The sequence below is a fragment of the Wenyingzhuangia sp. IMCC45574 genome (genome assembly GCF_054182685.1).
Genome location: NZ_CM135169.1, coordinates 324554 through 347277, shown reverse-complemented (window position 1 = coordinate 347277; position 22724 = coordinate 324554). Strand labels below are relative to the sequence as shown.

The 22724-nt window shown below is 34.7% G+C and carries 14 protein-coding genes; all 14 read right to left on the bottom strand.

The genetic code is table 11. The features are described 5' to 3' along the window. Positions 1-133 precede the first annotated feature (133 nt). On the bottom strand, positions 134-2419 hold the full coding sequence (gene eutB / locus ACXHHC_RS01640; protein ID WP_458227909.1) for an ethanolamine ammonia-lyase subunit EutB: 2286 nt from the start codon (positions 2417-2419) through the stop codon (positions 134-136). Positions 2420-2505: 86 nt separating this feature from the next. Then, a complete protein-coding gene (locus tag ACXHHC_RS01635) occupies positions 2506-3300 on the bottom strand; it encodes a hypothetical protein (RefSeq protein ID WP_458227908.1) in 795 nt (264 codons plus the stop codon). A 72-nt stretch (positions 3301-3372) separates the two neighbouring features. After that, complete coding sequence (locus ACXHHC_RS01630) at positions 3373-3678, bottom strand: hypothetical protein (RefSeq protein WP_458227907.1); 306 nt, start codon at positions 3676-3678, stop codon at positions 3373-3375. 507 nt (positions 3679-4185) lie between these two features. Then, positions 4186-6444, bottom strand: a complete 2259-nt coding sequence (locus ACXHHC_RS01625) for a family 43 glycosylhydrolase (RefSeq protein ID WP_458227906.1) — start codon at positions 6442-6444, stop codon at positions 4186-4188. A gap of 1 nt (position 6445) precedes the next feature. Further along, entirely contained in the window at positions 6446-8122 is a 1677-nt protein-coding gene (locus ACXHHC_RS01620) for a hypothetical protein (protein WP_458227905.1), read from the bottom strand. A gap of 25 nt (positions 8123-8147) precedes the next feature. Beyond that, on the bottom strand, positions 8148-9920 hold the full coding sequence (locus tag ACXHHC_RS01615) for an arylsulfatase (RefSeq protein WP_458227904.1): 1773 nt from the start codon (positions 9918-9920) through the stop codon (positions 8148-8150). A gap of 12 nt (positions 9921-9932) precedes the next feature. Then, on the bottom strand, positions 9933-11342 hold the full coding sequence (locus tag ACXHHC_RS01610) for a sulfatase family protein (RefSeq protein ID WP_458227903.1): 1410 nt from the start codon (positions 11340-11342) through the stop codon (positions 9933-9935). Between the two features lie 33 nt (positions 11343-11375). Beyond that, on the bottom strand, positions 11376-13211 hold the full coding sequence (locus ACXHHC_RS01605) for an alkaline phosphatase D family protein (RefSeq protein ID WP_458227902.1): 1836 nt from the start codon (positions 13209-13211) through the stop codon (positions 11376-11378). Between the two features lie 278 nt (positions 13212-13489). Then, the gene (locus ACXHHC_RS01600; protein ID WP_458227901.1) at positions 13490-14281 is read right to left on the bottom strand and encodes a 3-keto-disaccharide hydrolase; all 792 of its coding nucleotides are present in this window, start codon (positions 14279-14281) and stop codon (positions 13490-13492) included. A gap of 106 nt (positions 14282-14387) precedes the next feature. Next, a complete protein-coding gene (locus tag ACXHHC_RS01595) occupies positions 14388-15791 on the bottom strand; it encodes a sialate O-acetylesterase (RefSeq protein ID WP_458227900.1) in 1404 nt (467 codons plus the stop codon). Between the two features lie 17 nt (positions 15792-15808). Further along, the gene (locus ACXHHC_RS01590; protein ID WP_458227899.1) at positions 15809-18373 is read right to left on the bottom strand and encodes a VPS10 domain-containing protein; all 2565 of its coding nucleotides are present in this window, start codon (positions 18371-18373) and stop codon (positions 15809-15811) included. Next, entirely contained in the window at positions 18370-19167 is a 798-nt protein-coding gene (locus ACXHHC_RS01585) for a polysaccharide deacetylase family protein (protein ID WP_458227898.1), read from the bottom strand. Before ACXHHC_RS01585 ends, ACXHHC_RS01590 begins: the two co-directional genes overlap by 4 nt. 79 nt (positions 19168-19246) lie before the next feature. Further along, positions 19247-21082: a sulfatase-like hydrolase/transferase gene (locus ACXHHC_RS01580; RefSeq protein ID WP_458227897.1), complete on the bottom strand. Its 1836-nt coding sequence runs from the start codon at positions 21080-21082 to the stop codon at positions 19247-19249. A gap of 19 nt (positions 21083-21101) precedes the next feature. Beyond that, positions 21102-22718, bottom strand: coding sequence for a sulfatase-like hydrolase/transferase (locus ACXHHC_RS01575; RefSeq protein ID WP_458227896.1), 1617 nt, complete (start codon positions 22716-22718; stop codon positions 21102-21104). Positions 22719-22724 lie beyond the last annotated feature (6 nt).

Sequence of the window (22724 nt, the reverse complement as noted above, 5' to 3'; positions counted from 1 at the left end):
AGTTCTGATTATTGGAGAGAAACGGAAATAACCTGAGTATCGAGAACAAGTTTGGAAATGAATCTCCGAATTACTTCTCGATACTTTTGTTTCGTTTCACTTCACAAAAACTCGAAGTGACATTGCATTTCTTTTATGTAACTAATCCTTTATAAATCCCAACCGTATCCAAAACTGCTTGTTTAGGCCTGAGTGCAGTATCAGAAATTCCAGAAACTACTTTGGTAATGTCGTGGTCTACTTTACCTTTTGCTCCCCAAGTTTGTGAAGTTGTAGAAGTGATATACGCTGAAAAGTTATGATGTCCCGAACCGGGTCTTTCACCAATCACATGGATAATTCCTTTAGGTTTAGCTGTGCTACTCGTATTTCCGAATAAGATTTCTCCGCAAGCATAACCCGCACGAACTCTACCATGTGTAATGACGATATTCTCATCTGCTATCTTGTAATTCTGAGCAGTCAGGCTACTTTTTAACTCTTCTAAAAACGGAGTCAAATGTCCATCGTCCATAATGGCTCTGGAGTTTAGTCCGTCTGATATTATAATAGCAAGATCTGGACTCTTAGTTCCCCAACTTTGTTTTAAGCTTTCTAAAGCTTGGATGGACTCCGAATTCAACTTCTCACCAGATTCTGGATGATACACATAATCTTTTCTATCTACTGATTTGGTTTTGATATTCAACACAGATGGCAATGTGGCCACAAAATCATTGGTCATTTCTGTCCATAAACTCACTTTGGCATCTTCGTACAAGCTTCTTATTTCTTTATCTAGCTCAGGATTCAAATCCCAAATATTTTCTCCATAGCCTTCTGCAATCGGCACTCCTCTTTTTCGAATTCGTTCAATCGCTTGTTTTCCTTCTTTATAAACCTCTTCTTGGCTGCGTTTGTCTCCTTTGGACAAACAATACTGGTAATACACCCAAATAGGATCTCCAAAACGATCGGTTACCAAATCAAACTGATCTATGATTCCGATACGTTTAAAGAAAGCCCACATGGCATCGTTTACTTTGTAACCAAACTTTTCACGCACTCGTACGTGGTCGCTAAACGAAGTGGTTAAATAACTCAACATAGGATCGTTCTTGGTAGGTAGTGCCATCAAATAAGCAGGATTCGCTGGCATAATTTGGTCAATACACCAATCCAAATCGTCTAAGTTGACATCCATATGTAATGTTGAACAAATATCTAATCCTAAGGTTAAACCATGTAATTTTCCCATGGCAATATCTTCCAAACAACAACGAACCAGTTGTTCTCTACTTCTAAAGACTTCAGGGCCTATAAAACCTGCCACATCATTTACAAATACCCAAGGTTGCTTTTCAGGAGCTTTTCCTTCGAACATTTTTTGTTTTAAGGCACGTACAAAACCATATTTTCTAGCTTCATGAACCATCATATCAAAACCTTCTCCATGTCCGTTGGTAAAGTCAGCTCCTTGCCCTGTTTCTGCATACATTCCAAACTGTCCGTTTCGTTTGTCAGCATAACCAAACATCTTGTATAAGGTCACATCAAAAGTTTGGTTGGCATTTACCGTCCCTGCCAAACTCTGAAACCAAACTCCTGTAGTGCCAGGATGCTGTTCTTCCACCTCAGCCTGGATATCAATATGAGAAAGCACACAATTCGGCAAAGTTGTTTCCAATCCAAAAGTTTGGATAATTTCAAATAAAGTAGCTTCTATATTCGCTACGGAATCCACTTTACTCGATACAGGATTGGTTCCTAATAACAAATCTCCCACTCCATAAGACCAAGCATCAAACACTTGCCATTGAATATCCTCTATATTATCAGTAGGTGAATTGGGTTGCACACGGGCACTTAAATAGCCTTTACTTCCAATTTGACTGTTGGTTAAAGGGTTGAATATTTTTTGCCCCACCTGAATTAGTTCTTCATTGCTCATCAACTTTACCGTACAAGCAATTACATCACTCGTTAAACTTAGCATGATTTCTTTAACAGCAGCTTCTGATTCAGTTAAAACAAAGGATTTCAATTCTCCTAAAGTCCAAGAATCGACTTTGGCATTGGTTTCCGTAGTACTATCTATGAGTTCTTTTTGCGCATCTGTAAACAAAGAATGTCCTTTTAAATCTTTAATCTTTGTATTTGCTAACAAAGTACGAGCATTGATTCGAGAATTTTCATCTGCAGCAGCAATGCCTAGAGTTAAATCCCCTTCTTTAAACTCATTCGCCGCTCCAATAATTTGACGATATATACTTATATCCATCTTACCATTCGTACGATAGATGTAGGCTAATACGTCCTCTCCTTTTTTAGGAGTTTGGATATGTACTCCTTGATTAGAAATTACCTTTTTGGTTTGAGACCAAACTTTGTATTTATTGAACAACAGTGCCAAAGCACTTAATGCAGCTGTCTGTTTCATAAATTTTTTACGGCTAATTGGCTTCATACGATATCTATTCCCCTAAAGTTAAGAAGTTTCTTACTCTCATCAAAAGTTGAAAAGACCTATTTAGACCTGTTTTTTTCCCAATTACTCCAAAGTTTAGCTTCATCAATCGCTCCCCAAAACTCTTTTGAATAATTGTTAAACATTTTTAACCGTAGTTTGGTTTTAAAGTCTCCATCATAAATCATTTGAGATGTTAATACTATTTCATACGGAGGTAATATAGACTGTGAATACTCTAAAATACAACTTGCAGGAAGCTTAAAACTTCTTTTATATAGTCCCCAATTACCTTCTCTATCTTTAGCCTCAAGATATAAATATAAAAAGTCATCCTCCCCTATGGTAATAGTATCTTTTGATAAATTTCGAATTAAAACAGGAAAAGCTTTTTTAACACCCTTGTTTATATTTTGTGTTGTATCAATTTTTATACTCAATTGAATACTATCATCTTGTCTATAACTTTTTTCTTTGAGGCTAGTTATTAAATACTTTTTATAATTGGACTTACTTTTCTCTATTTGTTTCATAATTTTCCAATACTCTATTCCCTTTTGGGTGTAGTCTATAGAATCTAAAAACCACTGTTTATCTTTATGATTATTTTGAAAAGGAGGAGGTGGGGCTGCGGGTTGAGGAAAGGAAATAATTTGTCTTCCCACAAAAATGGTATCTTTCATTTTGCCAAAATAATAGGGGTGATTAAACTCTTCTACTGAAAATACATCTGCCGAAGTACCATCTTTCCTTAAATATTCATCAACAATCACAGGAAACTGGAACGTATCTTTTTTAGTACAAGAAGTAAGAACGACTAATACAACAAGAACTAATAACAATTTGATTTTCATAGCTTAGAAAATAGATACATTAATCATAGAACAAGAATCGTTCCTTACTTACCAAGTTTTACTTTTAAAAATTCAAAAACTTGAATGGTCGTTATCAGTGTAAATAATTCCAATACCGACTCCTCTTTCATTCGCGTGACCTCTTTTATTTTTTCTCATTTTATCTCTTTTTTTCTTAGTCATAGTTTCAGAATCATAATTGATTTGTTCGCTAATTAAAAAATACCATGCAAATGGAATTAGACAAATCAATACTGAATGGATGTTTTTTTGCATTAACGACAGTATCGTATTACTTCTTAACCTTTTTAAGGCTCTTACTGTAAAAAATATATAAACCGCTAAGAATACAATTAATAAAAACATCTTACTATTCATAGTAAACTCAATTTACAATTTAGGTACTTAAGATACTTAATTCAACATAAACAAACCTGCTAAATAACTGTTTAATATATGACTCCTATAGCCATTATACAATACTAAAAACAACGCAATACACAACATGGAGAAACAAAAACAAACAGATACAAACACAATTAACTGATTTACAACAAACAAAAAACATATTTTTATTTGTTTTATTATTTCATTTTATTAACTTTAAGAAAAAAAATTGCAAGCCTATGAAAAATTATTCATCGGGTTCACACCCCACACACCCCATTTTTGTACCTAATCAAAAACCCAAATCTTCTATTGCTAGAGTGATTACCTTGTTTTTAAATCAAAATTCTCTTTTTATCAACAGGAACAAACATCAAATTGAATAAATTATAAAATTACCCTCCCCTATTACCCCTATAAGTGTTTAGTTTATTAAACGAAAAACCCCAACTATCTTTGGATATTTGGGGTTCTTTATGTAATAAATATTTTTAATCCTTACTCTATAATTACTTCTTCTATTTGCCATAAACCTGAATTGGTATTTTCAGCTGGCTGAATTCCTATTTGCATTATTCTCTCTTTGATATTTGTAAACTTTGACAAATTTAAATGATACGTTTTAAATTCTTTATCATTAGCACTTATCGGAATTGTTACCCATTCTTGCTGTGTCCAATCTACAGGGTCGGTCATAGACCAAAAATCACTTCCTTTATCTCTACTATAAATTGCTATTTTTAAAGAGGTTGCAGATGTATTATTTTTTATTTCAAATGAAATCTTAGAACATAATTTAGACTCTGTATACAACCAAGGAGCACTCGTTATTAAAGCTTTCTTTTCAGTAATATTTCCAGAAATAATTCCATTTTTAAAAACTAAATCTGTTCCTTTTACTGCTCGCCACCCCATAGTACTGTTTATAAATTGAAAAGGCCTACCTGGTGCTGGATACATTCTGTCTGATTTTGGTACTCTAATAGTTTCATCCTCATTAAAAAATACAGGCTTTAAACTTGCACCTCTGTAAAAAGCGCTAATATCATGATTTTCGTGCAACACATATTTTTGTCCATGCCAATCGAAAAAGCTGGTATGCCCTCCACTTAAAAATGCTCCTTTAAACTCATAAGGACCATATAGATTTTTAGACATTGCATAACGACTACCAAATACCAAATAGTACCAACCATTCCTTTTAAATAAGGTAGACTTATCTTCTGATGTAAATTTCTTTCCATCTTTATAAATAGTAATTGGTTTGGGTTTGGTTTCTAAAGACATCATATCTTTTGCCAAAGTAGCCATGTAATAAGTTCCGGCTCCAAAACAAATGGTATACACTCCATCTTCTATGTAAATTTCAGGATCGTACGGATGTTCTGGTACAATGTCTTTTGGTAACAAAGGTTTTCCTAATACATCTTTGTAAGGCCCTGTAATTTTATCTGCTACAACAACACCTGTATCTTTATACCTATTAGAAAAATACCAATAATATTTACCGTCTCTTTCGGTAATATCTCCTGCCCAGCAATTAGGATGATCTCCTATATAAGTATCCTTAGGCAGAATATTACTATGATGATTCCACGTTTTTAAATCTGTAGACGACCACACCTCCCAACGATCCATACGAAACGAGCCCTTTCCTGTCCATGACTCATCGTGCCCACAAATAGCAAACACTGTATCGTTCTGCACCCACGCATGTGGATCTGCCATTCCATGCTCAGGAACAATAACATCTACCGAAATAGCATCTGGGTTGTAACCAGCAGCTGCATTAGAACGTCTTAATAACTCGTTACGAATGTCTTTAGCCCTTACAGCAAAAGCTTTTTCGTTACGTTCTTCTACCTCTGGAAAATTAGTTCCATTACTGGCAATATCATTTAACGATACTCCATAATTTCCTAGTAAAGCCCAATAAGTAGCACTATCAGAATCATCTACTCTGTTTTTATTAAACTTCCCTTCTGCAAATATTTTACCTAGGTTACTTTCTTTAAAAAAGCTGTAATATCTTTTTCCTTTTTGAGCGGGTTCTACAATTCCATGTTGTCCTATTCCACCACACTCATAAAATTTAATAGTCCCACCCAAAGCTCTCTGCTTCATATAATGACAAGCTACTCCATCTGCAAAACAGTTATGTGTATGTTCGGGATTTTGTTTGGTTCCTACATGGAAATTAGAACTCGTCCAGTGACTGATAAAACGAACTTTATTGAGTAAATCTGTTCTTTTGTTTTTAATACAGTAACTCACAAAAATAGCTTGCTCTGTTAAAGGCCCATAGCATAAAACATTGATGATTTTTTTACTTTTATCCACCTCTTTAAATAAGGCTTGAATACTAGGATAATCTTGTAAAGAATAATCCTCTACAGGAGAAAAACTCTTTCCTTGTCCTTTGATAGCTGATTCTAAAAAGCGAAACTCCTTTTGATAACCTCCTATGTATTTATTCAAGTTAGGTAAGTCCGCTTTGTAAGCTTTACCGTAAGTATCTTCTGCCCACTTTTGTTGATTTTCAGTGTCTTTATTCCAAGGATGTGTGGTACTTGCTAAAACAATGGCACGAGTATCAAACTGGTTTGACATAAGGATATAACTAGCCAATGCAGAAATATCATCTGGATCATTTATATTTTTTCCTCCATCGCTAATTAACCATACAGCTGGCTTTTGTGCCATCAACGAAAATGACACTAAGAACAACAGTAAACTAAGTTTTCTTTTTGTACTCATTTTATTTCTTTGATTTTAAACCTTTAACGATTAGAATCGCATCTCCTTCATTTCTAAAAGGTCTCCAATCCCAGAAACCATATTTATGTTTGAATTCTATCTTTTTTTCCTGAGTATAGTCACCCGTAACGGTATTAAACCATTGCCAGGTTGCATTGCTATAATCAAACTCTTTGTCTAACTGCCTTTTTACATCTGCATGATATACCTCTTTTGGAACGTACAATAAAATTTGCCCTTCTTTGTAATTCGTTAAATTGTAAGATCTTGTATTAAATCCACTTACAGGCTGAAAGTTTTGAAATTGGTAGGTTTTAAAGAAATCACTCATATATTTAAAATACTCAAAGTGTGGTTTCTTAAAACTTTCATCCTGCTCAAACGGATTGTGAATTACAGCTGTCCATGCAGTAGCCTGCCAATAATAGGTCGTGTAGGTTCCTCCAAATAGACACAAGTAATTCCTTCTTAAACACGCTTCGGCATTTGAATATCCACCAGGAAACACATTGTATGGTGATTCTTCATACCCTCCATGTTCTATATTGAATACAGGCTTGTCTGGAAAAGCTTTATATGCTTTAGACATATCATCGTGAATTTGAAACCTCCAATTTTGAATAGAAATAAAATCTACCTCATCTTTATGCTTTCTACAAAAACCATAATCATGAACAGACACCAAACGATTGTAACTGTCCAATTTTCTTGTTCTCTTTATTCTTTCTTCTAAGTGTTCTACAATGTTTATATTTTGCTCTCTAGCAATTTTGTTGGCTGCCTCTTTAGACACATCCCAAATGATATTTGGAAATGCTTGGTAACGTTTAATTACGTTGTCGTAATACATATTATCTGCTTCGGTTCCTGCTTTAGGCCAAGCAACACGTTTGTTCCACACATAAATCATTAAATGTGATACCAATTCACGATTGTGCATTTCAGAAATTACGCGATCGAAATGTTTAAAGAAGTCAACATTTAACGAACTATAATCTGGTTTGGAATTAGAACCTAAAAAAGGAAAAATATCTTCTCTAGAACCGTAGTTGTGTTGCGGATTTTGTTGCAAACGTTCATCTCTTACCCAGTCAAAATCCAACCCATGTGCATATACATTCATTACCACCTGGTTGAACCCATTTTTCTCAATTAAATCTAATAAATGAGTTGTTTTTGGCAATTGTTTTTGATTGTAATCTAATGCGAATAACCAATCGCACTCAAAAGCCAAATTAAAATAAGGACTACCGTCTTGATAATAAAAATGTCTTTTATCTTTTGGATTTGACACAATCCCACCATGACGATTTACTTTGGTATTCGCTATTACATCAATCTTTCCTTTTTTACCACTAACACCTTTTATGTCTCCTTGAATCTTAAATGTCTTTTTACCTATTTCAGCACTAGAGTATCTTAACACCCACTCTTTACCTCCATTGTAAAACAAAGGAATTTTTTGCTCTCCTTGTTCACTTTGTACAACCGCATAAATTGATTTTGAAAATGGTTTTTCAATAGCATTTTTAGCTATGTATACAAAGTCATTAACCTCCCATTGCTGAGTAGTAATCGTTTTAGATGCTCTAGGATTTTTCCAAACTTTTATCTGAGCAGAAGCAACAGTAACTATCAATAAAAAGATAGCTACCAAGAATTTAAAATTCAGTCTCATGGTTATAATGGTTAGTTTATTGTTGTTATAATGATATTACATAAGTATAATATACCCCGTAAACTTTTTTACCTTCTATAAAATCGTTGGTAAGTAATGTTTTTCCTTTTTCTAAGAATACTTTAAACACAACAGCCTCGTCTGTTGATTTTATTTCTTTTTCGAACATTTGATTCGCAATACTAATTCTAGCTTTGGTTGGAGCTATCGCTTTGTATTCAAACAAGTTTTTCGGATTTTTAGAAGGGATACCTTGTATAGGCCCAGAACATTCTTTTGGCCAACGTCTACAAGAGATTTCGTACCAACCTGTTTTCTCTACATTTATGGAATGTTTGTTATTACTATTCTTCATTCCAGCAGCAATTTGTTCTGGTTTCCAAATTCCACCTCCTTCTCCAATGGCATGTTGAATGGTTAACTTAATTTCTTTCTGAGCTGAATTCCCAACCGTACTATAGGGTAATTCTTTGTAAGTAGCATTTTCTTTGGTCTTGGTTAAAAAGGTATTGTTCTGAGACAACATTGCCTTTACAATCTGTGGATACTTAGTCGCTAGGTTATTCTTCTGCTTTGGATCTTTTTTAATGTCGTACAATTGCTTTCCATTCAATAATCTCCAATTTCCTTTTAGAATACAAGTCCCTTTAACATCTGCTGGAGGCCTCCAATCCTGATTGTGATGTATAAAAGCTGTTTCGCGTTGCCATTTTTTGTTTTTCCCTGTCAATGCAGGAGATAAATCCTCTCCATCCAAAGGCATGTTTTTAGGTACAGATAGATTACACAAACTCGCTAATGTTGGTATTAAATCTACATGGGCAGCTAAGGCATTTACATCTTTCCCTCCTTTGATATTTCCTTTTGGCCAACGTATAAAAAATGGTACTCTATGTCCTCCTTCTAACTTACTTCCTTTTATACCTCGATATCCTTTGTTATACCCCAGTTTACCATCGTTGCTATATCCAAAACGAGTTCCATTGTCACTCATATAAATCAAAATTGTATTTTCTAGTAATTTTTTATCACCTAAAAACTTATAGAACTTTCCAAAATTCTCATCAATATTGGCAATCATTCCATACAAATTGGCACTAATAATTTCTTTTCCTTCCAAGTGTTTGTATGGAGCAGCATATTTTTCTGCTACTATTAAAGGATCGTGTGGAGCATTGGTAGGTAGGTAAATAAAGAATGGCTTTTCTTTGTTTTTATCAATAAATTGCATGGTCTGATTGAACCAAACATCCGTACAATATCCCTTAAACTGTTTAGGTTTATTATTCACATAATACACATCATCAAAATAACTATTCCCCCAATAATCTGATAACTCTCCAACTCCACCAGCCAAGTGATGAATGGCCGTTTCAAAACCACTGTCTGTAGGTCGTGTAGGATAGTTATCTCCCAAGTGCCACTTTCCAAACATCGCGGTTTTATATCCATTTTGTTTAAAAACATCGGCCATTGTTTTGGCATCTCCTGTTAATGCATCTCTACCTTTAAATGTTGCCCAAGCTCCATTGTTAATTGGGTATTGCCCTGTCATAATAGCCGCTCTTGTTGGTGTACACAAAGGTGTAACGTGGAAATCAGTCATTCGTACTGATTTCTCGTAGAACTTATCCAAATTTGGAGTTTTTAACCACGGATTTCCATGACACCCTAAATCTCCTATTCCTTGATCATCCGTAAGAATTAAAATTACATTGGGTTGTTTGTTTTGTGCCGATAGTTGTACCGCAAACAAACACAACACAAATAGTTGTAACAGTTGTTTTCTACACTTCATTTTATTGATATTCTATTGCTTAGTTAACGTTAAATTATGAGCCTCTAAAGCTTTTCTTAATTGAGTTGTTATTTTGGGATACTTATCAATTACATTTTTAGCTTCTCCAATATCCTCTCCCAAGTGATACAAAGCTTCCCCTTTGTTTGCTCTCTTAGTAGCTTTTACTTTATAAACTTGTTGTTTATGGTATTTCCAATCTCCCCAACGAACTGCTTTGTCTCTATAAAAGAAATATTTATGAGGAGAAACTACATTTTTTTTATCTGTCATTAAATCCCAGATATCTTTACCATCTATAGCATACGATGTTTTTATTCTTGCTCCGGTGATGTTAGCAATCGTTGGCAATAAGTCAATAGTAGAAGCTAATTCATTACAAACTTTCCCACTTGGTATTTTACCCGGCCATCGCATGATTGCTGGTACACGCAAACCACCATCAAAAAAAGTCATTTTACCTTCGAACAAAGGCAAAGCACTTCCTCCATTTTTTCCTTTCACCAACCAAGGTCCATTATCCGATGTAAAAACTACCAGCGTATTTTTATCTACTCCTAATTTTTGTAAATGCTGTAACAATCTTCCTACATTATAGTCTATTTCCTCAATTACATCTCCATACAAACCTCTTTTACTTTTTCCCTTAAACTTTTTAGATGCATATAACGGGACATGAGGCATAGAGTGAGCTAAGTATAAAAAGAAAGGTTTCTTTGCTTTTGTTTGATTCGTAATAAAACGAATTCCCTCATTCGTATATCTTTCGGTAATAGTAGACTGATCTACAGGAAATTCAATACACCTTTCATTACGCATTAGTGGAACTCTCGTGTTCATTACATGATTCTTTCGTACCACCGATTTTTCTAACGAAGCTTTTAATGATTCTAGGGTTACTCCTTCTCTAAACAAACAATCACCAGCATATTCCATATTCTTAGCAGGCATCATATCATTACTATATGGAATTCCATAATAAGAATCAAAACCATTGGCTGTTGGTAAGAATTGTTTCTGATCTCCTAAATGCCATTTTCCTATAGCTTTGGTTGCATACCCTACCGCTTGTAATACATCTGCAATGGTTACATACTTGGCTTCTAACCCTTCTGCTTTTCTGTTAGGAAACAAAACTTTAGGCACTCCAACTCTTCTGGGATAACACCCCGTTAATAAAGCAGCCCTAGATGGTGAACAAACAGGATCAGCGACATAAAAATCGGTAAACCTCATCCCTTCTTTTGCCATTTTATCCAAATTTGGAGTCTCAATATCTGGAGAACCAAAACAACCAACATCCTGATAGCCTTGATCGTCTGTTAAAATAACAACTACATTAGGTTTGGTTTGTTGTGCAAAAGAGCAAACACTCCATAAAGTGACTAAAATTCCTGTTTTTATATTCCTAAAGCTGTTCATTGATAAGTTTGATTTATACGGTTCTAAAAAGTATTACAGAGATACTTTTATTGTTTTCTTATTCTTTTTGCTTGCACCATCCACATCATAATAGATTTGTTTATTTGTTCCCTCTCCTACTTCTACTGTATAGGTTCCAGGATACATTACTGTTGGTTGGTAACTATTCCCTTGTATTCTAATACAAGAGATTACTTCTTTGGTAAATTGATGCTTTACGGTAACTACTTGCTCTTCTTTATTCATCTTAAAAGTGGGTAATTGGTATCCATCTTTTATAAAGAAATTATCTGTTTGATTAAAGGTTACAGGCCACCCTACATAAGGTTTTGCATTGGGAGCAAACATATCTACATTTCTTGCCCAACACTCGTAAGTAATTTCTCTTTTTTCTTTATTAAAACGAATAATTCCATAACCAGAAGCACGTCCATTTAATAAATTTTCTTTTGGAGTATTGTCTTTATGTGTCGGATTTGCAATCGCCAACACTGTCATTTTATTACGAAAAGCATCTAAATACTCCCCTGTGTAATCTGGCATTCCTTTTACATGGTTCTTCCCAGGAGCATCTGGCTTAAACCAACGCATCCAAAAATTAGAAGCTGCAGGAACCGCAAAAGAATACCCCGCATTGTTCCAATCTTCTACTCCATGATGCAGTACAGAACCCAAGTGTTGATCTCCACCAATCATACATGAAAAACTCTTTCTAATTACCGACAAAGCCTTATTTCTTCCTGCTTGTGGCCATCCGTTAGAGTCTACACTATAGCGTTGTTTTTTTTCTAAAGTAGGTGAATGTGTGGTAACATTGGCAAAAATGGTTTGAGACAATACAGCTTTCATTTCCGCATCTTCCCAATCTGTAGTCCAATCTTCTAAAAATTCTAATTGTCTTTTTCCTAATAGCGTTGCTTCTGGAACATCCATTTTACGCGTATCTTTAAAACCTCCTTTTTTATTTCCTAACACTCTTTTAGGTCCAGATTTAAATTTACGGTCTTCTATAATCGCAAAACTTACTCCTCCCCATTTGTAATCTGTATAATAAACTCCCAATCCTTGTTGAATAGGTGTTGGATCGTAAGGGTCTGGTAAATGACTGGTTTGTGCTCGCTCTACCTCTTTAATATAATCTACAGGCATATAGTAACCTCCGTAACTTCCACCTCTATCTGGAGACTTTCTACCTCCATCACCCCACATGTTTCCTTGCCCTATATCATGATCGTCTGTAATCACAATGGTTGGTGTGTTTTTAATTACATCTCCAAAAACTTCTCCAAACTTTAACCAATATTTGTAATGTTCACTATGATCGTAAGATTGATCTCCAGCAAAAAACAAGACATCTGGTTTTAAGGTTTTAAAATTATTAATGATATCATCTGCAGGTCCTTGTCCTCCATGTTTCTTGTAGATAGACCAACAAGAGAATGCAGCCATAATTAACTCCTCTTTATCTCTTGGATTCTTACGTACTATACCCTCATAAAAGTAATTCTTCTTATACTTAACTCTGTATTTCTTTTCTTGGGTATCATCCCAATTTTCTATTCTAAAATGAGCGGTGTAGCCTGGATATTGAATTCTAGATTCTTGAACTGTTTCCCATTTTCCTTTGTTGTTAATTTGCAATTCCGCAGTAAATGGGTCATAGTTTTTTACCGGATAAAATTGTGCCGTTAACTTTAACGTATTCTCATGTACGGTATACAGTGCAAAACAAATTTTATTTTTCTCTAACTTATTAGAAATTGCAATAGGACTCTGTGCAAAAACACTTCCACAAATAAAAAACAATATTCCTATAACTAAAACACCTCTTAAGGTCCTTAATTTACGATCAACAAACTTTTTTTTCATTATCTATTATTTATTTTTCCTTAAAATCAGATAACAATTTCTTAATTATTCTCTTTATTCAATCATTAATTATTAATAAAATTAAGAGGTTGACTTTATATTAAGAATATAACAAACCATTTGTGACGTTTTTAACACAAACGAAGCTTATCTTTTTAAAAAAGCGAAAAATTAGTACCCAAATTAGCCTACTAGACAAATCATAGACTTTAACTAAAAACACAAAAAAAGCCCATATACATATGCAAACAGGCCTTTTTAATTCTCTCATTTAGTTCTTAAAGTTCTTTAACTTTTATATTCTTATATTGAACCACTCCATCTTTTTTCCATCGTCCTCCTGGGTGAATTTGCAAGCCAATCATCCCCTTTCCTTTAGTAATAGCCTGTACCTCTTTCTGATTCCATTTTTCTCCAGCTCCCTGCCACTTACCATCTTTACGTATAAGTTGTCTGCCTTCATATTTAGATCCATCCAGTTCCATTATCTTAACTCCATTTACCCAAGTAGTCAGCATTGGTTTATTACCAACACAACGTATTTTTATATGATTCCAATTATCTTGTTTCCACAAGACATTCCATTTTTTAGCGTTGATTGAATAATTTAGTTTGTCTCTTTTTTCACCATCATACATATCTTTGGCAACCACTTTTCCTTCTACTTTATACAATCTAATAGGTCTAGAAATATAAGCTCCTGCTCCTTGAGAAAACAAATGACCGATACATCCATCTTTTAAAAAATCGTTTAATATTTGCAAGCCACGTCCTTGTGCATCTGTACGTACAAAAATTCCTGAATCGCAGCCCCAATCACTTTTAAAGTCTAACTCTAATTCAAAATCTGCATACGATTTATCTGATAAAATTAAAGCTCCTTTTCTATTATCTAATTGCTTACAGGTGATCGTATTCTCTTTTACAAAAAAGTTCTCCTTTAAAGAAACATAGCTTTGTTCAGGAGTGTTCTCCATTAAATGCCACCCTTTTAAGTTTTTACCATTAAAGATTTTTTGCTGAGTAAATCCGCTACTTGTAATAACAAATACTAAAAGTAACCAGCTCATTTTACTAATTTTAATTGCGCTTTTTTTCATTCTATATTTTTGGTTTGATGCATCTAATATAACCAAACAAATTCCTGTTATAACAGGAAATGCCTAAGTCCTCTTTTTACTTCACAAAATCTTCTAATCTTTTGGTATCAAAACAAGAAGCGGGCAAACCAGCAGTATTAAACAAACACCCCTCTATATAACTTTTCCAACCGTACCGAACGCTTTTAGGATTCTTTACGGCATCGTTCCAAACCTGTAACAAAGCTCCTCTTTTTACAATTTTAGCCTGTGCAGAATGGTAATTCCCCTCTTCGTCTTGTACTTCAAAATTGGTTAAAGGTTTTCCCAAACTAGTAATTCCTAGTGGTGCATAATCAAAGCTTAATAAGGCTTTTCCATCCTCTACTTTCATAGTTTTATAAACAGGCCCCGAATAATCAATTCCTTCCATCCCATAGTCTTTAGCTAAAGCCCACAAAGCCAAACGTTGTCCTACAGGAATCTTTTTAGGAGGATGAATTCTAGATTGATACCCTATATCATTAATAACAGCCATCCCAGAATTTGGAACGGTTAACATTGTTTTTAATTGTGACTCTTGCACACCAACCCAACCTTTTATATTATTTCCAAATGGTGCTATCTGAACAAAATAAAAAGGGAAATCTCCCAATTGCCAATTGTGTCTCCAACTTTTAATCATGGCTGGAAATAATTTGGTGTATTGTTCTGGGTTCCACCTATTCCCTTCTCCCTGGTACCAAATTGCTCCTTTTATGGTATAAGGAATCAAAGGATGAATCATTCCATTATACAAAACGGTAGCTCTTTTGGTAGAAATCTCTTTTTCAAAATCTTTTTTGAATTCTGGAAACTCTGAAACAATGGTTTTTTTTGGTGTCCAAGCTTGTGCTGGTGTTCCCCCCACATTACTAGATATCAATCCTACAGGTACATTTAAAGCTTGTTGTAACCTTAGCCCAAAAGCATATCCTACAGCACTAAAATTAGCTGCTGTTTTGGGAGATGAAACCTGCCAAGCTCCCTTCATATTTTCTAGAGGAGTTCTGCTTGTTGCTCTATCAACCGTTACAAACCTTAAACTAGAATTGCTACTATTTAAAATGGCAGTATTACTCCCTTCTATATGTTGACCCGGTCCTCCTTTTAAAGGCATAGCCATGTTAGATTGTCCCGTACAAATCCAAACTTCTCCTAAAAGAACATCTTCTAACACTACTTTTTTAGAACCCTTAACAACAACATTGTAGGGACCACCAGCCCCAACAGTCTTTAATGTAGTTTTCCATTTTCCATTCTTATCCGTTTTCACCAATTGTTCTACTCCCCAACTTCCAGAAACTACCACTTTGATATTGGGCTTATCTACTCCCCAAATATGTACTTGCGTATTTCTTTGCAACACCATATGATTTTGAAAAATAGCTCCAAACTTAGTTTGTGCATTTACCGAAATAGCAATAAGAAAAACAATTGCTGAAAGAATAATTCTATTCATTGTTATAAGTTTTAATGTTACCTCTCTGACCACCCTTTGGTAGTTCCTTTTTTATATCCAATAGCCCATCCGCTTCCTTTTTGAGAAGCCCAAAAAACATCTGTTCTATATGGATCAGGCTTTAAATCTACAATTCTATCATGTTGTCCCAAACCCTTATTCACCTTATCCCATGTCTTACCTCCATCAAAGGAAATATAAGCCCCTGGATTCAACATTTTTTTTGCGTTTTTAGTCTTTGGTGGCAACGCAGCTACAACAGTTATAATATTTGAATCTACAGGGGAAACCTCACATTGCCACACATAAGGTAAATTAAAAATTCGCTCCCAAGATTCTCCTTTATCTGTACTTTTCCAAACCCCAGAACCTTTATCTGTTGCCGTAGCATTTCCACAAGAAATAAACAAATCTCCCGTATTTCTATCTCTAAATATATTGTTAACAGATTCAATCTCTTTAGGAACTGCTATTTTAACCCAAGACGAGCCCTTATTGGTAGATTTGTACAAACCTCCCCCAACACCATTCAAAGCAGTATATAGCGTTGAAGTTTTTTGAGTATCCATTACAATTCTACGAACACTCGAACCTTCTGGAAAACCATGATTACTTAATTCCCAAGTATACCCACCGTCTAAAGAACGATAAAAACCGTAATCCCCTTTAGTTAACTCTTTAGCATAAGGTCCCGCTACTTGTGTAATGGGTTTTCTTGTAGCACAGAAATACATATTATTAGGTTCTTTTGGGTCTATAATAAGAGAATTCTGAAATACCAAACGCATATGTTGTGGTACAGCTGCATCAAAAATAGTCGCTATATTTTTCCATGTTTTTCCTCCATCTACAGATTTACGTACTTTCCCTCTATTCTCTTGCCTATAAGATAAAAAATAAATAATATCTGGATTGTTAGGATGTACCGCAATAGTTCCCGGAGAATGCGACCCTCCATGATGAATTTGTCCATCTAACTGCTCTACTGCTACAGCCATTTTATCTGTATAGTTTCCTAATGGAGCTGTTTGCCATAAACCATGCTCGCCACTACACAATAAATACCTGTCTTTTTTACCTGTTTCTAACAACAACGTTCTTCCTGGTAAATTACTATCTCCTCTTCCTACCCAATGATTGGATCCAGGAGCAGTTTCGTTATCATCCATTTGCATCCAAGTTTCACCCCCATCTTTAGAAGCTACCACTTGTTGATCTAAACTTAAATATGCAGTTCCATTTACACTTAGCTCTAAAAATCGATTTCCCCAAACATCTTCTCTTCGATCCATTTCGGGTTGCAAATGCGCAAACTTAACATTGTTGTGTAATGGATTATTTCTAGATGCCCAATACTTAGCTCCTTTCTTATTTTTCCAATAACCTCCTTCTCTTGCTACAACTTTCCAAGTCCCTCCTCCATCATCAGATTTCCATGCACCTCCTGGTAAAAACGATTTATCGTGTTTGTTGTTATGGGAAATATAAATCTCATTCTTGTTCGTTGGATTTACCTGAATTCTATTCCAAACATCTAACACTTGAGTTGGTAAACTAGGATATTTAGTTCTTATATTTTTAACACTCGTTTGAAACCAAAAAGCCAAAGACTTCCAATATTTTCCCTCCAACCCTCTACTATCTATTTGGTTCATGTCTACCACTAAATTTCCAGTGCAATTCTGCCACGTATTTCCTCCATCGGTACTTTTGTAAACCCCTCCTTTAGAAATTACAGATTTACCTGCTCCTTTAAAGGCTGTTTGCTCAACCAAATACAATACATATTCTTTATTTGTTGCGTTGTAATAAGCATCTATATCTCTAGGTCTGTTAACTGGTAATCCCTTAGCACTAGACTCCCATGTCATCCCTTGATTCTCACTTTTAAAGACACCTTTATTGGTGGCTATGATTATACTTTTTGAATCATTAGGGTTGACCAAGATTCTTCCAACATCTAAATTCTTAAAATCTTTTACAGGCAATAACTCCCATGTAATTCCTTTATCTCTACTTCTATAAATTCCTGTATTCTTCTTGGTTTTTGGGCTTTGACCAGACTGATGTCTCCACGTCTTTTTAACATTCCAAAAATCTCCAGGTCCTACATACCAATTTCTATCATTAGAAGGATCTACCGTTATTTCTGCATGTCTACCTCTAAAAGAGTGTATTTTTTCCCAACTTCTTCCCGTATCCTTGGTTTTATATAAAGCTCCTCCTCCTGTAATGGCCAAACCAAAAGAAGGATCTTGATACGAAAACATAAATTTTCTTACTCTTGCCAAATCTTTTCCTTCACCATCTACATCTTTAATCGTTTTCCAAGACTTACCGGCATCCCACGTTCCATAAGTATTAAACATATCTGGGGACATCATAATCACATTCGGATCTGTTGGATGGCACCAAAACTCTTCACAATATCCAGACATTCCTGGCCCTACTTGACTCCATGTAACTAAATCTGTAGAAGCAACCTTTTTAGAGTTTAACTTCTTAAAGTACTTCTTGTTATATTGTGCATTGGCCACCAAAGTAGCAAGACACAAAACAGAGCTTATTAGTATTTTTTTCATTTTTTAATTTGGTTTATTTTTTTGATGTAACTAGCAACTGTTACCATGGGTGCAACCCATATTTTCTTTTGGTTTTTCGATAAAAAATTTAGCAACTCTTCGTGTGCTTCTTTTTCAACATTTAATGGACTTCCTCCTCCAACTCCATGGAATAAGAATACCAGCAACTTCTTTTCTTTTAACGCTTGCTGAACCAACTCTACCATTTCTTTTCCAGTATGTCCTTTCATACCATTAGCATTGATATTTTCTATCTTTATGTCATCTATCGTATTAAAGGATCTTTTAACGCCTCTTGCTGCTACAAAATCTTTAGCTAAATAATCATAAAACATAGTATCATTTACCTTTCTATGTCCACATGGAAATGCAAAAGTTCTTTTCTCTTTTTTATCTAATTGAAATAGTAACTCATTGGTTTCTTTTATCTCATCAACAACCTGTTTAAGAGAATAGTTATTTAAATCTTTTTCTGGGGGCAAGGCAACTTTTCTTTTGGGTGTATTAGCGCAAGGGTGCATTAAGGTATGGTTGCCAAGCTCGTGTTCTTGCAGAGCTACCTTTTTCCATTCCTTTTTCCTTTTTACAAAACAATCTGAGCTCCCAATGATATAAAAAGTCCCCTTTAAGCCATATTTATTTAAACAGGGTACTACATTGTCTAAATGCTCATCTAAAGAATCATCGTAAGTTAAAACTACCGCACATTCTTTTCCATTCCACTTTTTGGTTTCTTGAGCAATACTACTCTGAACTCCCAATGTTATAAGAAATATGTAAAATAGTTTATTCATAAATAATACTACCGTTTAAAACTAAATGAGGGCAACAGTCACTATTGCCCTAACCTAGTAATTAATACGTTGGTTTCAATTATTTTAATTTCAACTTGTAATCATGTGCTCCTGGTGCAAAATTGCTATGGAAAATTTGAGCTCCATCTCCTCTTTTCCCCCATTTTACTTCTACTCTACGATCTCCTAAAACCACATTGATTAGCTTCTTTTTCATTTGCTTCATAATTTTAGCATATTTTTTATCAAAGGCTAAATTGTGTATTTCATTGGGATCTTTGTTCATGTCGTACAATGCAGGATCTAATTCTTTAGTACTTGCATTTAAAGCCCAATTCATGTTTTCTCCTCGCTTTTTGGTAGGTCGAGTTTGCATAGAAAACACATAATCTTTTGTACGAATATAAGCTCTTGGTCCTGTTACTGCATGACTCTCCCCTACAATATAATCTCTTTGAGGAGCTTTTTTAGATACTACTTTTTGCATATCTAATCCGTCTAAATAACTGTATTGTGATTTTTTTAAATCTGCACCACCTGCTGCTATTATTGTAGGTGCAATGTCTACAAATTCTGTAAAGTCTTTAACCACTTTACCTGCTGGGAATGCTTTTTTGTCTGATGATACAACCACTATTGGGTTGTGACTGTCTATTTTCCATGAAGTAAATTTAGAAACCGCTCCATGATCGTTTAATTTCCAACCATGATCTCCGCAAACGTATACCACCATCCAAGGTTGATTTTTACTTTTACTATAAGCAACAAAGTCATCTACCGCTTTACCTACCAATGCATCTCCATAAGCACAAAATGCATAATAATCTTGAATCATTTTTTGTTTTTGTTCATCTGTATAATGATTCGAGTAAGAGCTTTTTACTTGCTTTTGCAGTTGCTTAGGCATTTTTTGAAATTCTTTTTTATCAAAATCCGGCACCTTGTAGGTATGTTTTTTAAAACGCTCTCTATAACTCGCTGGTGGCAATACTGGCGTGTGAGGAAAATCGAACCCTATGTGACAGAACAACGGTTTTTCTGTATTTACTCCATTAAATGTTCTAGATCCTACCTTAAATTTTTTGTTTTCATTTTTTAAGAAATCACCAAAAATAGATGCATAATACCCATCTCTTGTTTTTCCTGCTTTTCTTGGACTAACACCACTAATAATGGGAGCAGAAAACGGAGTTAAAGCTCCTTTCTTTTTATTATACTCCATAAAAAGGTCATACTTTTCCATTATTTTTTTAGCACTTCCTTTGTAGCTAGAAAACCTTTCTTCCAAATCATTCGATCTATATTCAAACGTTCCCTCTTCGGTAACAAAAAACTCCATGCTTTTAATTGGTTTCTTTAATTTTTCTCCATCCAATTTATAAAACCAGTCTTTACCCCAATCTGTAAGTCCATCTTTACGCAACTGCTTAAAGCTAACATCTTGTTGGTACATTTTTGCCGACTTTAATTTTCCATTTTCTTTGGTTTTTAAACGAACTCCTAATTTACCAATATGCAAAGTCTCGTAGCCTAAAGCTGCCATTTGCTCTGGTAAAGTAGGCTTAAAATGTGCTGCTTTGTTATTGTGATACTCAAACTCGTACACCCCAGAACGGAATGGATAACGACCGTAATGCATAGATGCCCTAGAAGGAGCACATCCTGTTGCCTGACAGTAAGTATTGATAAAAGTTGTTCCTTCTTTTGTCAATCTATCCACATTTGGAGATTCTACATAACCAAGCTTACTCATTTCTTTACCATCAATCATTTTATTAAACGCCCTAATAGCATCGTAACGCTGATCATCGGTTAAAATCCAAAGAACATTTGGTTTTTGCTGTGCTCTTAAAAACGAACTACTAACCAATAATACAAAGGTTAGCAGCGCGTTTATTTTGTTATTCTTACACATAATTTTGGTTTAATTTTTATTACTTCTTTTTTAGAGGGCTTACAGTTCCTATTCCACCTTTAGGTGCATCGTGTGCTGTAGCATGTAAATCATACTTTGGTAATATCTTATTTAGTTCGTCTCTTTCTTTTCTATGCGCGGCAGAAACTTTAGACCAATCCGTAATTTTCTCATAACTAATTAAGTCCCCTGGAGTCTTACTTACATCGTACCAAATATCATTACCACCTTTTAAAACCTTATTTCCTCTAATAATAGTTTTATCCATATGATAACCATAAATCCACTTTCTATGACTTTCCTTCTTAGTAGTTAAATACGGCAACAAACTTTCACCGTTGATCTCGTAATCCTTAGGAATTTCAACCCCACTTATATCAGCAATGGTTGGAAGAATATCAGAAATATTAGCCAAAATCTCCTGTTTTCCTTTTTTAGTCATTTTTAAAACAGGTGCATAAATAATTAATGGCACATGAGTTCCTCTTTGAGAGACAGGGATTGATTTCCCATATCCACTAGTAGCATTATCTGCACAGAAAATAAATATAGTATTGTCCTCTATCCCTAATTCTTTAAACTTATTTAAGTATTGCCACACTTGGTAATCTAAATAATTTACATGGTAATGAATTCCTTGTTCAGTAATTGAGTTATGGGTGTTATACACTCCATTATCTCCTGTAATATTAGGTTCTGTACGCGTATACTTTTTACCATCCCATTTAATTTTAGGAGTTCCTGGCCATTTATTTTTAGAATCTGGATAAAAGAAATCAAAAGCATCGTGCCCTAAATGGCTGGTATGGTAAATAAAGAAAGGCTCCTTCTTTTTGGCTTTTCTTTCCATAAACTCAAAAGTATACTCCAATTCTACATCTGGCCCGTATGTATTTAACCCAAACTCTTTTTTAGATTTTTTATCATTTGGCCACCATTGAAACTTCTTTTTACTATCTGGGTGATTCATTAATTGCACATGTGGTTTCCAGTACCAACCCGACTGTACGTACGATTTAAAAGCCAAAGGTTTTCCTGTATCTGCATTGTATATTTTCTTATCTCCTTTTCTCTTCTCTAATCTAAAATCTGTGGTATGAATTGCTTTATTATACGAACCCTCTCCTGGAGTAAAGCACCCTTCATCAAAAGGAAAGCCTTTAATATTCATTTGTGTTTTTCCCGCCCAGAAAGAAGCATAACCGCCTTTTTTTGCTACATGTGCAATGGTATGAGGAGAACTTTCAAACAAATCCCATCCTTTTTTACCTTTCGGATTTCTTCCTTTGTCTTTGTTGTGCCACCATTTGTGTAAATGAGCGTAACGTCCAGTCATCATCATGGCACGGCTAGGTCCACAAACTGTAGCAGCAAAGGTCGTCTGTACAAAACATCCTTCTTCTGCTATTCTACTCAACACAGGAGTGTTTGCTCGGTATTTAGGATCCGATGTATCAATTTTATTTTTATCTCCACTACTCTTTACAGGCCTTGACCAAACTGTTGATCCATATATTGGTAATTCCCTTGCACTAATATCATCTGCAAAAAGCAATACAATATTGGGCTTTTTCTTTTGCGCATTTACATTAAAGATCGTCATCAATGCAACTGCTACTATTGCTATATTCTTCATTTTATT

Coding starts and splice junctions, on each gene's coding strand:
- ACXHHC_RS01630 (WP_458227907.1), bottom strand. CDS start 3,678: ATGAATAGTAAGATGTTTTTATTAATTGTATTCTTAGCGGTTTATATA.
- ACXHHC_RS01580 (WP_458227897.1), bottom strand. CDS start 21,082: ATGTGTAAGAATAACAAAATAAACGCGCTGCTAACCTTTGTATTATTG.
- ACXHHC_RS01605 (WP_458227902.1), bottom strand. CDS start 13,211: ATGAAAAAAAAGTTTGTTGATCGTAAATTAAGGACCTTAAGAGGTGTT.
- ACXHHC_RS01595 (WP_458227900.1), bottom strand. CDS start 15,791: ATGAATAGAATTATTCTTTCAGCAATTGTTTTTCTTATTGCTATTTCG.
- ACXHHC_RS01575 (WP_458227896.1), bottom strand. CDS start 22,718: ATGAAGAATATAGCAATAGTAGCAGTTGCATTGATGACGATCTTTAAT.
- ACXHHC_RS01615 (WP_458227904.1), bottom strand. CDS start 9,920: ATGAAGTGTAGAAAACAACTGTTACAACTATTTGTGTTGTGTTTGTTT.
- ACXHHC_RS01610 (WP_458227903.1), bottom strand. CDS start 11,342: ATGAACAGCTTTAGGAATATAAAAACAGGAATTTTAGTCACTTTATGG.
- eutB (WP_458227909.1), bottom strand. CDS start 2,419: ATGAAACAGACAGCTGCATTAAGTGCTTTGGCACTGTTGTTCAATAAA.
- ACXHHC_RS01620 (WP_458227905.1), bottom strand. CDS start 8,122: ATGAGACTGAATTTTAAATTCTTGGTAGCTATCTTTTTATTGATAGTT.
- ACXHHC_RS01590 (WP_458227899.1), bottom strand. CDS start 18,373: ATGAAAAAAATACTAATAAGCTCTGTTTTGTGTCTTGCTACTTTGGTG.
- ACXHHC_RS01600 (WP_458227901.1), bottom strand. CDS start 14,281: ATGAGCTGGTTACTTTTAGTATTTGTTATTACAAGTAGCGGATTTACT.
- ACXHHC_RS01635 (WP_458227908.1), bottom strand. CDS start 3,300: ATGAAAATCAAATTGTTATTAGTTCTTGTTGTATTAGTCGTTCTTACT.
- ACXHHC_RS01585 (WP_458227898.1), bottom strand. CDS start 19,167: ATGAATAAACTATTTTACATATTTCTTATAACATTGGGAGTTCAGAGT.
- ACXHHC_RS01625 (WP_458227906.1), bottom strand. CDS start 6,444: ATGAGTACAAAAAGAAAACTTAGTTTACTGTTGTTCTTAGTGTCATTT.